Source organism: Flavobacterium sp. IB48 (assembly GCF_016405855.1).
GTDB classification, from domain to species: Bacteria; Bacteroidota; Bacteroidia; order Flavobacteriales; family Flavobacteriaceae; genus Flavobacterium; species Flavobacterium ginsengisoli.
This window is the reverse complement of sequence record NZ_JAEFCA010000004.1, coordinates 587418-600677: the sequence shown is the minus strand read 5'-3', so window position 1 is coordinate 600677 and position 13260 is coordinate 587418. Positions and strand designations below refer to the sequence as shown.

16 protein-coding genes are annotated in these 13260 nt (G+C 31.8%); 12 read left to right on the top strand and 4 right to left on the bottom strand.

Features of this window, described 5'->3' with window-relative positions:
- Positions 1-333: 333 nt before the first annotated feature.
- From JC605_RS16180 to JC605_RS16170, 3 genes are all read right to left on the bottom strand, one after another.
- The gene (locus tag JC605_RS16180) at positions 334-717 is read right to left on the bottom strand and encodes a DUF3037 domain-containing protein (RefSeq protein ID WP_198857180.1); all 384 of its coding nucleotides are present in this window, start codon (positions 715-717) and stop codon (positions 334-336) included.
- Entirely contained in the window at positions 707-1486 is a 780-nt protein-coding gene (locus JC605_RS16175; protein WP_198857179.1) for a HipA family kinase, read from the bottom strand. The genes JC605_RS16180 and JC605_RS16175 overlap by 11 nt, the downstream gene beginning before the upstream one ends.
- 294 nt (positions 1487-1780) lie before the next feature.
- Positions 1781-2629, bottom strand: coding sequence for an NAD(P)H-hydrate dehydratase (locus tag JC605_RS16170; RefSeq protein WP_198857178.1), 849 nt, complete (start codon positions 2627-2629; stop codon positions 1781-1783).
- Between the two features lie 234 nt (positions 2630-2863).
- On the opposite strand from JC605_RS16170, the gene gcvT reads away from it, so the two are divergent.
- The 12 genes from gcvT to JC605_RS16110 all read left to right on the top strand — a co-directional run bounded on the left by gcvT (position 2864) and on the right by JC605_RS16110 (position 11870).
- Positions 2864-3946 carry a glycine cleavage system aminomethyltransferase GcvT gene (gene gcvT, locus JC605_RS16165; protein ID WP_198857177.1) on the top strand — a complete coding sequence of 361 codons (1083 nt, stop codon included), beginning with the start codon at positions 2864-2866 and terminating at the stop codon, positions 3944-3946.
- Between the two features lie 198 nt (positions 3947-4144).
- Positions 4145-6181 carry a carboxy terminal-processing peptidase gene (locus JC605_RS16160; RefSeq protein WP_198857176.1) on the top strand — a complete coding sequence of 679 codons (2037 nt, stop codon included), beginning with the start codon at positions 4145-4147 and terminating at the stop codon, positions 6179-6181.
- A gap of 303 nt (positions 6182-6484) precedes the next feature.
- Complete coding sequence (locus JC605_RS16155; RefSeq protein ID WP_135220250.1) at positions 6485-7198, top strand: YebC/PmpR family DNA-binding transcriptional regulator; 714 nt, start codon at positions 6485-6487, stop codon at positions 7196-7198.
- Positions 7199-7276: 78 nt separating this feature from the next.
- The gene (locus JC605_RS16150; protein WP_198857175.1) at positions 7277-7669 is read left to right on the top strand and encodes a hypothetical protein; all 393 of its coding nucleotides are present in this window, start codon (positions 7277-7279) and stop codon (positions 7667-7669) included.
- A 240-nt stretch (positions 7670-7909) separates the two neighbouring features.
- Positions 7910-8407, top strand: coding sequence for a hypothetical protein (locus JC605_RS16145; protein ID WP_198857174.1), 498 nt, complete (start codon positions 7910-7912; stop codon positions 8405-8407).
- A gap of 2 nt (positions 8408-8409) precedes the next feature.
- On the top strand, positions 8410-8955 hold the full coding sequence (locus tag JC605_RS16140) for a hypothetical protein (RefSeq protein WP_198857173.1): 546 nt from the start codon (positions 8410-8412) through the stop codon (positions 8953-8955).
- Between the two features lie 42 nt (positions 8956-8997).
- Positions 8998-9693, top strand: coding sequence for a hypothetical protein (locus JC605_RS16135; RefSeq protein ID WP_198857172.1), 696 nt, complete (start codon positions 8998-9000; stop codon positions 9691-9693).
- 122 nt (positions 9694-9815) lie between these two features.
- The gene (locus JC605_RS16130; RefSeq protein ID WP_198857171.1) at positions 9816-10313 is read left to right on the top strand and encodes a hypothetical protein; all 498 of its coding nucleotides are present in this window, start codon (positions 9816-9818) and stop codon (positions 10311-10313) included.
- Between the two features lie 33 nt (positions 10314-10346).
- On the top strand, positions 10347-10649 hold the full coding sequence (locus JC605_RS16125; protein WP_198857170.1) for a hypothetical protein: 303 nt from the start codon (positions 10347-10349) through the stop codon (positions 10647-10649).
- Entirely contained in the window at positions 10646-11047 is a 402-nt protein-coding gene (locus JC605_RS16120) for a hypothetical protein (protein ID WP_198857169.1), read from the top strand. Before JC605_RS16125 ends, JC605_RS16120 begins: the two co-directional genes overlap by 4 nt.
- A gap of 110 nt (positions 11048-11157) precedes the next feature.
- Complete coding sequence (locus JC605_RS16115; protein ID WP_198857168.1) at positions 11158-11364, top strand: hypothetical protein; 207 nt, start codon at positions 11158-11160, stop codon at positions 11362-11364.
- 62 nt (positions 11365-11426) lie between these two features.
- A complete protein-coding gene (locus JC605_RS16110) occupies positions 11427-11870 on the top strand; it encodes a hypothetical protein (protein ID WP_198857167.1) in 444 nt (147 codons plus the stop codon).
- Positions 11871-11977: 107 nt separating this feature from the next.
- On the opposite strand, the gene JC605_RS16105 is transcribed toward JC605_RS16110, so the two are convergent.
- Positions 11978-12874 carry a LamG domain-containing protein gene (locus tag JC605_RS16105; protein WP_198857166.1) on the bottom strand — a complete coding sequence of 299 codons (897 nt, stop codon included), beginning with the start codon at positions 12872-12874 and terminating at the stop codon, positions 11978-11980.
- Between the last annotated feature and the right edge of the window lie 386 nt (positions 12875-13260).

Sequence of the window (13260 nt, the reverse complement as noted above, 5' to 3'; positions counted from 1 at the left end):
AGTTCGTGGTTTTTTATTTTTTATTTTGCCACGAAGACGCAAAGGCGCAAAGTTTTTCATTTCATATAGTATACCCAAAATTGTCATTTCGACGAAGGAGAAATCTTCTTGAGAAGCTCGACAAAGATTGGCGATATACTTTGTGGAGTTACTTGTGAAGATTTCTCCTTCGTCGAAATGACAAAGTGTATGGAAACTTTATCAAAAAACTTTGCGCCTCTGCTCCCGATAGCTATCGGGGTTGCGAGATTTTTTTACGGAATATCAGACGCACTGCTATGTGCCTCAACAAAAAAACTTAGAATCTTAGCATCTTAGAACCTTAGCTACTTTTTAAAGCACCAACTCTTCAAACAATCTCTGAATCGTTTTCTCCAAATCCTGGCTAAAACCTGGATGAGGTCTCGAGGTTTGAATTGCTGAACTTCTAATGGCTGTTAACCATCTAAAACGTTCCGGAATTTCAAATTCGGCGATTGGACCGCCGTCTTTGGCTCCTTTGGCGATTTTTTCTAATGAAGTTAAATTACATTCTAACTGTTCGATGTCGAAATCGGCAGAAAGGGTTTGTATTTTTTCTTTATTTAAATGAAAAAGAACCTTTATAAATTTGGCTTTTTTGCAAAACAAAATGATTCCGATATTCAGGAATTCTTCGCGCTCTACCCTTGGCACAACACGAATCACAGCATATTCGTATAAGTGATTATCTTGCATTTTGCGCCTGATTTACAAATATTTCTGAATTCTCTAATCTTGTCTTTAAAAACTGCAAATAAACATTTCGCAATCCTTCTGGAGTTTCGTCTGCATCTTCCCACTGCAACCAGTCTAGCGGAATCGTATTGACAATTTCTTCTAAAATTTCTGGCGTAAGAATCGCTTTAAACTCAGTATCAACTTCTTTTAACATTGAAGCCTGAGGCAGTAAAACGTGATCTTTAATTAACGCAAACGGACTTTTAGCATGTTGTTCCCAATTGCTCCAAGAATGATGAAAGTACAAACACGCACCATGATCAATCAGCCATAATTCTTTATGCCAAATCAACATATTGGTGTTTCTGAAAGTTCTGTCGACATTGGTTATATAAGCATCTAGCCAAACAATTTGTGATGCTAATTTAGCATCGACAGTTGTTACAACTGGATCAAAAGTAATTGCGCCAGATAAAAAGTGAAGTGCTAAGTTTAAGCCCTGACTTCCTTGCAGTAAATCTTGGATTTCTTCGTCGCCTTCTGTTCTTCCGAAAGCTTCGTCGAGATTTGCGAATACTAATTCTGGCAATTGCAATTTTAAAGCTTTTGCGATTTGTCCGCCAACTAATTCAGCGATTAGAGCTTTTACGCCGTGTCCGGCTCCTCTAAATTTTAATACGTATTTAAAATCGTCATCGGCTTCTGCTAATGCGGGTAAAGAACCGCCTTCGCGCAGTGGCGTGATATAACGCATGACGTTTACTGTTCTAAGATCGAAGTTTTTCATGTTACAAACTTACAATTTTTGATTTTAGATTGTAGAGGGTGGATTTTAGATTTTTTATTGTGGTGAGATTTTTAACGCAGAGAACACAAAGTTTTTTCGCAAAGTTCACGAAAGTTTTTTTTTGAGTTTGCTTTGCTTTTTTTAAGTTCACAAAGCATTATTCTCATTTTTTTTGCACTCTTAACTGGATGTTATTTATTCTACAATAAAATCTTTTCGAGCTCAAAAAAAGCAAAGCATTCTTTAGAAACTCAGCGAACTTTGCGAAAAAACTTTGCGCTCTCTGCGTTAAAATTACTTTTCTAAACTCAAAAAAGCTTTCCCTAAATACTTAATAATTGTAGAAGCTGTAAAAGACTCATAACCTGTTTTTGGCAAAGCTAAATCGGCTGTTAATCCGTGGAGGTAAACACCCATTTTGGAAGCATATTTGGGTTCGTAACCTTGTGCTAAAAGACTTGTGAGAATTCCGGTTAAGACATCTCCGCTTCCTGCGGTTGCGAGTGCGGCGTTTCCGCTTGTGTTTTCGTATACTGAAGTTCTATTGATAATGTATGTTGGTGCGCCTTTCATGACCACAATGACTTTATATTTTTCTGAAAAAGCGATTGTTTTCTGGAATTTCTCGGCTTCTGAATTCCACTTTCCTATCAAACGTTCTAATTCTTTTGGATGAGGTGTTAGAATTGTGTCTTCTGGAACCAATTCTAGCCATGATAAGTTTTCTGAGATAATATTTAATGCATCTGCATCGATAACTAAAGGCGCTTTATTTATTCGCAGAAATTCAAATAAAGCTTTTTGTGTTCCCAGCTCCTTTCCTATTCCTGGACCTATTCCAACGGCTTGCGGAATTAGCAGTAAATGAATGTTGGTAATAAAATTGGTATTTTCGTCGGTTACGGTCATGACTTCTGGAATAGAGATTTGAAGGATTTGATAACCGCACTTTGGTATAAAAGTCGTTACGAGTCCGCAGCCAGATTTTAGACAAGATTTTGAAGCTAAAACTCCTGCTCCTATTTTGCCATAACTTCCGGCAATAATCACCGCATGACCTTGTGTTCCTTTATGAGTTTTAGGATTTATAGGTTTGTATAATTTTAGAATTTCTTCTTTTGTAATTAAATACGATGATTTCATCTAGACGATTTTATACAATAAAATTACATAAAAAATTGAAATCAAAACTCGTCTTTTGAAACTGATAGTCCTAGCCCTGATAGTAGCGGCATCCTTTTTGTTTTTTCTTTAAAAACAAAAAGATATAGCGGATAGCAGGAAATAGCTCCAAATTATTGCGAAATTTATAATTTAAGGTATTCGAAATCGATATTTTTTGAATAGATTTGCAAAACAATTTTATAAAACAACACAATGAAAAATACTGCGCTTACGCACATACATGAAGGTTTAGGAGCGAAAATGCTTCCTTTTGCTGGTTATAATATGCCTATTACTTATGAAGGGGTTAATGCTGAACACGAAACAGTTCGTAACGGCGTGGGAGTTTTTGACGTTTCGCACATGGGTGAATTTTTGTTAACGGGTCCAAATGCTTTGGCTCTGATTCAAAAAGTGACTTCAAATGATGCTTCTACTTTGACAATTGGAAGAGCGCAATATTCTTGTCTTCCAAATAACGAAGGCGGAATTGTTGACGATTTGATTATTTATAAAATGAAAGAAGAAGAGTATTTACTAGTTGTAAATGCTTCGAATATTGAAAAAGACTGGAACTGGATTTCATCTCACAATGATTTAGGAGTTGACATGAAGAATCTTTCTGATGAATATTCTTTACTAGCGATTCAAGGACCAAAAGCAGTTGAAGCTATGCAGTCTTTGACTTCTGTTGATTTGTCAGCGATTACATATTATCATTTTGAAGTAGCTGATTTTGCTGGATTTAGTGACGTAATTATTTCTGCTACTGGTTATACTGGTTCTGGCGGATTTGAAATCTACTGCAAAAATGCAGATGCTGAAGCAATCTGGAATAAAGTTTTTGAAGCAGGAGCTTCTTTTGGCATTAAGCCGATTGGTCTTGCTGCGCGCGATACTTTACGTTTAGAAATGGGATTCTGCCTTTACGGAAATGATATCAACGATACTACTTCTCCTCTTGAAGCTGGTTTAGGATGGATTACAAAATTTACTAAAGATTTTACGAATTCTGAAGCGCTTAAAAAGCAAAAAGAAGCTGGTGTTGCAAGAAAATTAGTTGCTTTTGAAATGCAGGAGCGTGCGGTACCAAGACACGATTATGAAATTGTTGATGGTTCTGGAGCGGTAATCGGAATTGTAACTTCTGGAACAATGTCTCCTTCTATGAATAAAGGAATTGGTTTAGGCTACGTTACAACTGCTAATAGCGCAGTTGACAGCGATATTTTTATTAGAATTAGAAAAAATGATGTTCCTGCTAAAGTGGTAAAATTGCCATTCTATAAGAAATAATTTTTATCGAAATAAATTAAAAAATGCGTTACCAATGTAACGCATTTTTTGTTTGTATAAAAGACTGTTTTAGCCAATGTTCTTCTACTGTTTGTTCGTTTAACGGTTAAATACTTTTAGTTGTCGATATTTCGAAAAAAATACTACAATTTGTAAAAAAATTAGTGTAACTTTAATGATGAACCATGAATTTCATTTATGAAAAAAATTTCACTACTCCTTTTTTTGCTAACATCAACTATATCCATTGGTCAGAACAGCGCAGAAACTTGTGAAATATTAAACAAAATAAATGCGCTCATTCAAGCGGAACATTTAAGACCTAAACCTGTTGATGACAGCCTCTCTGTGTTTGTTTTTGACAATCTTATTAACGAACTGGATCCTTCTCGCAATATTTTTTATAAGAGTGAATACGACGAATTGGCTCAAAAATATCGCTACAATCTTGACGATTTAATCTTAAAAAACGATTGCAGTTTTCTTACTGATATAAAAGCTACTTACATAAATGGTCTTATACGCACTAAGAAAGTTTTAGAAAAAATTCAGACCATGCCAATTGATTATTCTAAAAAAGATACGATACGTTTTTATAAAAAATCTTTTGCTTTTTATTTAAAGAAAGAAGACTTAGAAAAGGTTTGGATAAAAAAACTGCGTTATCAAATCTTAGACGATATTGCTGAAACAAGTGATAATCTGGATTCTTTAAGAACCAATTTCAAATCGATTGAACAAATTTCTAAAAATCAAATTCTTACAAATGAAATTTGCCGTTTTAGCACCCTAATAGAATCTAATACCAAACAGGAAGAAAAACTATATAATTTCTTCTGCACATACTTTGATCCGCATACGGCTTATTTTAGCGATGATTCTAAAACAAGTTTTGTTGCTTCCTTATCAAAAGAACATTTGTCGCTTGGAATGACAGTAAACCTCAACGAGAAAAACGAAATCATTATTGATGAGGTAGATCCAAACGGTCCTGCGTATCAAACTGGGCAGATAAAAAAAGGCGATCAGATTATTTCTATTTCCAACCAAAAAGAAACGCTTCAGGTTTCTTGTGCTTCATTAGAATCTATTTCTTCAATGATTTTATCAGAAAACAACAAACAGATTACGCTTACTTTAAAACGCAATTCTGGTAAAAGTTTTGATGTTTATATTGAAAAGAAAATGATGAAAGATGAAGAAAATTCTGTTTTTAGTTTCATCATTGGCAAAGACAGCAAAATTGGATATGTTAAAATTCCAAGCTTTTATGCTGACCTTGATGGCACTAGCAGAAAAGGATGTGCAGATGATGTTGCTCGCGAAGTTATAAAACTGCAAAGAGACGACATAAAAGGACTCGTTATTGATCTTATCGATAATGGCGGCGGTTCTATGGAGGAAGCCATAAAACTTGCTGGAATGTTTGTAGATTATGGTCCGCTTTCGATAGTCGTTGACAACAAAAAAGAGAAATCTGTAATTAATGATCCTTTTAAAGGTGTTATTTACAGAGGACCAATTGTAGTGCTGGTTAATAGTAACACGGCTTCAGCAAGCGAATTCTTTTCTTCTATTATGCAAGATTATAATCGAGCTCTTTTGTTAGGAAGCTCTACGCTCGGAAAGGCTACAATGCAGACTATTCTTCCGCTTGACGAGGAAAAAAATACCGATTTCTTAAAAATTACTATTAATAAGTTTTACAGAATTACAGGTAAAAGCCACCAATACATAGGCGTAAAACCAGATGTTGTGCTTCCTGAATTTTACGAAGACATCTACCAAAAAGAAAGTGATTTTCCGACCGCTATGAAAAACGATAGTATCGAGCCTTTCTTAAAATACAAAACTTACGTAAAGCGAAATCTAATAGATAAAATTGCAAAAAACAGCGCGCAGAGATTATCTGATAATTACTTTTTTAACAATATCAAAAAGATCAATATTAAAATAGATCAGCTTGTAAATGCTCCAAAATCTGAAATTCCGTTGACATTGGATGCGGTTTTTACACAAAAAAAGACATTAGGTGCACTTTGGACAGAGATCAATACTTTTAATGACGAAAATAATCCGCTTGATGTTTACAATTCTAGTGTTAATCAGTTTCTTTTAGGCGCTTATCCAAATGATAAAACGATTAATCAAGATCAAATGGATAACCTTAAAATAAATCCATACCTTAACGAAGCTGTAAATATCATTAACGAATTTAACGGAGGCATGAAATAGTTTTTTTTTTAGATTCTAAGATACTAAGCTGCTAAGGTTCTAAGTTTTTTTACTGCAATCCCGATTGCTATTGTTTATGCGGGATTCACAAAGTTTTTTATATAAAGCTTTGCGTTTTGCAAACCTCACTTTAAAAATAATGTCTTTGCGCATTTTGCGGTTACATTCTACTTAAGCCATTCAACTTGAAATCTGAAACTTGAATCTTAAAAAATCTCAAAAACATTCTATAAAAAAGAATTGTTTTGTTTTTGTAAAAATTTGGAAAACCTTATTTTTGCATCACAAAACTAAAAATTAGAAATGGGAAGAGCGTTCGAATTTAGAAAAGGAAGAAAAATGAAACGTTGGTCTGCAATGGCCAAAACATTTACCAGAATTGGTAAAGATATCGTAATGGCTGTTAAAGAAGGTGGACCAAACCCAGATGCCAATTCTAGATTAAGAGCCGTTATACAAAATGCGAAAGCTGCAAACATGCCTAAAGACAATGTTGAGCGCGCTATTAAAAATGCAAGTAATAAAGACACTGCTAACTATAAAGAAATTTTGTTTGAAGGATACGCTCCTCACGGAATTGCAATCTTAATTGAAACTGCTTCTGATAACAATAACAGAACTGTTGCTAACATTCGTAGTTATTTCAACAAATGCAACGGTACTATGGGAACTCAAGGTTCTGTTGAGTTTATGTTTGACCACACTTGCAACTTCAGAATTGCAAAAGAAGGTATCGATGCTGAAGAGTTAGAATTAGAATTAATTGATTTTGGTGCTGAGGAAGTTTTTGAAGACGAAGACGGAATCTTAATCTATGCTCCTTTTGGAAGTTTTGGTGCTTTACAAAAAGAATTAGAAAACAGAGGTCTTGAAATTTTATCTTCTGGTTTTGAGCGTATTCCGCAAATCACTAAAGAATTAACTGAAGCTCAAATCGCTGACGTTGAGAAATTAATCGAAAAAATAGAAGAAGATGATGACGTAATGAACGTTTATCATACAATGAAAGAAGAATAGTCTTTCTATAAAATATATTTTAAAGCTCTGGATTTTTCGGAGCTTTTTTTTTACCATAAACACAAATTCTAAGAAATAATGAATTCTTATTTTAGCAAATTTCAGAATGGAATATTCGCTGTCGTAAAATTAGATGGCAAACTATCTCTTTATTTTGGAGAAAACTCATGGTGGCTTTTAGACGATTGGGAAAATGACATTCTTAATGATAATTATTTTCAAGAAATAGAATCTTTAAAAATTGAATTTGAAACTATACATAATGCATTTAAAACTGAATATTCCGATTTAGACAAATGCACTTATCTTCCTAGTTTGTATATCGACTTTGATCATAAGGAACTTTATAATAACTTTTTTGACCAAGCTTTAGAAAATAGAATTATTGAAGGCTGGAAAGGTATTTTTATAGAAAATCAGAATCAATTTTTAGAAATGATTCCTGAAAATTGCAGGTACTGGAAAATATAAAAATTGGAGTTTTTAAAACTTTTTTGTTTCAATTTATTTTGGTTTTAGTTTCAAATAAAAAATTATATTTGCTAATATCAGATGTAAAACCATTTAAATCTTCATTATGCAATCATCAAAATTTATGAAATTTGCTGTAATAGCGCTTGTAATCTTATTTATTGTCATTAGTGTTATTAGCTAAAAAAATATAAGTCTTTTGGTTTTCAAAAGACTTTTTTATTTAAACAAATTCTCTAAATGAAACTAATAGAAAACTTCTATTGCATACAATCTGTAAATTTCGCCGACGATACTGAAGGAATAAGTTCAATCAAAACAGAGTTAGTAAGACCTTCTATAAAATTATTAGATGTAGAATATTCTGAAAAAAAGACCTCTACAAAAAATTTAGTTGCTAAATCATGTGGAGCTTCTGATGAAGATTTTACTTTAGATGAATTATTGTTTTTATCAAAAACATACGGATTCGAAATTGAAGAAGACGATAATTTAAAAGGATATTATAAAAGCGTTTTAAAAATTCATAAACTATATGACTGCCCTGGCTATATCACTTTAATGGAACTAGACGGAAAAGAATATTTAAAGATTGAATTCCTTCGTTGGCAATTTGACTGTCAACCTAGAGGCGCGGGAGAAGATATGCTGGGAGAAGATATCACCTACATTCTTGGCATTTGGGAATCGCCATTACTGACAGATGAAATAGTTTCTAAAATTAAAGCAAGTAACTAAAAATGATAAAAGTATTAGAAAAAGATTGGGAAATTTTACATAAAAACTTCAGAATAAGGAGAGAAGAATTGTTTCTCATTTTTCCTTACAGAGCAAATTTTGAAGAGATGAAACAGTTACTTCTGGAATCAAAAACAGATTCTGTATTCAATAATCGATTTAATGCAATATTATGGAGATTTCCAATTTCTATGTCTGATAATGAATTTATGAAATTATTGCAATTCTTTTTATTAGAGAATTGGCATCATGATCATGAATTCATAATTAGTTCTTTTCAGGATACTTTTTATGACGATAAAGAGAACATCAAAATTTTAATGCAAGCCTTTTCTTCGCTTCCTGAGTTTTATAAATATGACGAGGCTCTTAAATATCCCTACATCCGTAAAATCATATACGCTATTGGTGCACAACCTGAGCCATACAATATTGAAGCATTAGAAACTATTTCGCAATCTGAAGACGAAGAAATAAAAGCATTAGCATTGCATCAAATTGAAAAGAGAAAACGATTGGGCAGATGGGAAGCAGAAAATGATCAATAATTTTTCATTAGAATTTCAATTGACCTTTTTTAGAATTAAATCATGATACAGCTCAAAAAGATTACTAGTTTAAACGACTTCAAAATAGAAAACAAAAAAATTGAATTTGTTTATAAAGGCTGGGAAGAACCTAATAGAGGTCAGGAACTTGTCTATTATGCTTTACTGATTGATGGAATAGATAAAACCAAAGAGTTGTTTTCATCAGATACAATTCGATGTGTCTTCAATAAAAAAATTGAAACAGAACATCCTACAAAAAATTTTGCATTTATTCCAAACAACGATTTTCTTTTATTGAATACTTTGGACCTTACTAAAACTAACTTAAAAGTATATTTTAGAGAAAACAGAAACACATTTCAGGACAGTTTGGTCGGAAGTTTCTTTTACCCAGAAAATCATTTATTAATCAATAAAAGAAGTTTGGTTTTGACTGATCTTAGCACTTTAGAAAGTAAAAAAATAAAGTTTAAAGAAGATATAAGTATCGAATGGGCTTTTTTGATTAATGCTACTCAAATTCAAATCATTGAGGCTTTTTCAAACAACTGTTTTGTTTATGATTTAAAAGAAGAGAAAATTATTATGAAAAGAAATATTGTGAATGGATCTCTTTATCCTAATATCTTTAGATGGATTTACAGAGGACAAGAATACCAATCCAATCAATTACAAATGGAACTGATTCAAAAAAAAGAGGATAAATCTATTAGTACTTATTTCAAAAATGAATAATATATTAGACAAAATAACATTTCATTACTGAAAATAGATGAAGAATTATTAAAAAAGGACGGATTGTGGACGTCATTAATAGAAGATATTGAGTTTGGTATTGTTGGCTAAAAAATCAAATAATGGGAATATATGCGCATATAATTAAAGATTGGCAGAAACATGATCCTGAAAAAGTTTTTATGGACGCAGCAAAAGTGTGTTACACTATAAATGCAATGTTCAATTTTGGCAATGTAAAGATGTTTTTTCCTGATGGAAAACTAAAACACACCTCTGTAGGCATAATTGATGATAAAGTTTCAAGCTCGAAGGCCAATGAAAATCAATTTATATTTAATATTCAAGGTGTTAATGATGAAGATATCGAACTTGGATTAGACAAAGATCTCGATTATTTAGTGCCTAATAAAAGATTATGCAGTCTTGCTTATATTGAAAAAGTAAGAGACAGTAATACAGAATTGATTTTCCGTTTTGCTTATGAATATCTAAAATTAAATCAAGACGAATATTTTTGGTTCGAATGGGATTATGCTTTTAGTTGGAACGATATGATAAAGCTTAAAAAACTTCCTTTCAATAAAAATTGGTGCTTTATAAATCCTAATACTCTTTGATTTAAATTGTATCTTAACAAACACAGAATTATAATGGCACTAAATAATATTGAATTTGAACAATTTAAACAAACTCTGAAAAAAGCAAGTGAGGAGTTGGGAACAAAAGAAATAGTATATTTTTCTGAATGGGCTTATTTTCTTCCAAGTCACACGCTTAAAATGAACGAGGTATCTCTTCCTGAAAAATATGATATTCCAACTGCCTGGGACGGCTTTGGAATTGATGATCTTGATAAATTAGAAAAAATCGGATTTCTAGTAAAGACCTTTGAATGGGAAGAAGAGTCGTTTACGTTCGAAAAAATTATAAAATACCTCATCATAGCACAATGAATTTTAAAAACGAATTAGAAAACTTCAAGTATCTTTTTTTTGACGGTTTAAAATTGCATAAAGTAAACGATCAATATAATGATTGGTTAAGTTCTGATGATTATGCTATTTGGAGTAATTCGTATGTCGAATTAAATAATAAAAGAATTTATCTTATTCAGGAAAATGTGAAGGTATTATCTAGCTTAAGATTCTATACTAAGGAAGAGCTCGAATTATTATCTTCAAAATACAATTTTCAAATAAAAGAAAAAGATGGTGTTTATTATGCTTTCACAGAAACTCAAAATTTGAGGCAATTTGAAATTTCAGAAAACGATGATCTAATTGTTATTTACTGCACTCATGGAAGTTATGGCCCTGAAAGCATTTTTATTTATGGTGTTTACGAAAAATAGAAAACATCTTATGCATTTTATTTGAACTCATTTTAAACTAAACTTAAATAGCTTAAAAAATCACATTTCGATTATATTTGCAACACCTCAAATTTAAATTAAAACTAAAAATGCAAACATCAAAAATTACCCGAATTGCTGTCGTAGCACTCGTTCTTTTGTTCTTGGTATTGAGTGTAATTAGCTGCAGTACGCATACACATACTCAAACTACGCCTGCACCATCTGGAAAAAAAATACCACCAGGACAAGCCAAAAAAATGAATGGAGATAAAAGTGCTAAAGCTTATGCTCCAGGACAGCAGAAAAAGAGATAAAAACAGACCTTCTGAATTTCAGAAGGTTTTTTTTATATGAAAATAATTTTAACTTAGCATTAATGAGAAAACTGTTAGCCTACATTACATTAGTCTTTGCTATTGGTGGATTAATTTCTGAATTAACACATAATTTCAGCGATCTCAAATTAATATATTACAATTTGGATCCAGCCAAATATTATGAAAAAGATAAATTATACATTTATAAGATAGAGAATAATAATTCTTCCAATTCTAGCGGATCTAATTCTTGGTATTATGGTGTTTTAGAAAAGCAAAAAATAAATGAAAACATATACTATTCTACTTCTTATTTAATGGAAAATACCTTATTAGATAAAAAGGGACAATATTTAAAAGTGTGGTATTGTAAAAATGCAAACAAAACTATATTACGAGATACAAATAAACTACAACCTACAATTTATGTTAATGGCATAATTATTTACATACTGATTTTACTTATAATTCCATGTATGATCTCTGTGCTAAAAAAAAAGTAAAAATTAATTTTTTCACTCTTGCTTCTGTTTTTTCAATAGCGAAATTCTCAAAACGAAAATGAAGGTACTTCATTAACTATAACAAGATATTTATGCAAACGTGATGATTATTTTTTAGAACCATTTGTAACTTTAATCAAATACGTTCCTTCGGGTAAATCAGTGATATTTGAGCCGTTTGAATCCATTATTTTTCTTCCCTGAGAAAAAACCTCAATATTCTTCCCTCCTCTAGTGTCTATAGATGAAACAGCAACAGGAGACGTAGTTTTTGCAGAAGCACTACCAGTCTTTTTCACAGCACTCGAAACTGGCATTGTTTCAGTTACAGGAGCCGTCGCTGCAGAAGCTTTAGAACTATTATAGGCTTCCAAAACCTGTTCGTCTGTCATGGCTACACTATACAATCTTAAATCATCAATATCTGCATTAATGCTTGTTGAGGTATTTAATCTCCCAAGATTCAAAATATATCCTTTTGCCGAGCGTTGAATTCCTTCAACAGATTTTAATAGCTCACCATTTCGGTAAATTTTCGAAACATTTCCGTCATATGTAATACTATAAAAATACCAAGTTTCTTTTGCTAATGGCACCGAAACGACAACATTATTTGTATCTCCCCAACCAACCAGACTCACATCTGAATTACCAGAAACTACAGGTTGCTGTATTAACCCAAAATATTGTCCATTTGCCGCTGTACCATACCCAAAAATATAATTAGGAATATTTACTGCATTAAATTTTACCCAAACCGACATTGTTTTTGGTTTATTATCCTGAGGAAGATCTCCTACTACTGTTTGATAGGCTTTATTTGTAAGTCGTAAAGCGCTTTTAGGACTTCCCATTCTATCGTTTACAAAAAGCGGTGCTCCTAAGAATGAAATAGTATTATCGGTACTGTATAAATTTCCATTAAAATTAAACTCTTGCACCGGATTTTGTGCATTCGCAGTTAAAAAATTTACAAACATTAAAGTGAGTAATATTTTTTTCATAGTGGTAGCTTTTATCAGAATAGTTTTTAAGGCAAATAGTAAATACTTGTAAAATCTAAATGTTTTGATTTCACTAGTTTGAAACTTTAGTTTATTATTTTTACAAATTTTGTTAAAACTATAATTAAAATTCAGCATATCCAAACAATTCCTACATACAAATATATAATTCTCACAAAAACACTTTTAAATTTCAAACAGGATATGTTTTTAGAATATTTCATGTTTAAGCCAGTTCAAATTTTTCTGTAGATACCAAATATGACTTGTCATTGAACTTTTTTCATTGAACTGTCATTTGTTTAAAATTATGATAATAAGCAAAAAAAAGTAGCTTTTAAAGATGAGTATGTTTTCCATTAAAAAAAGCCTTCTGAACACAGAAA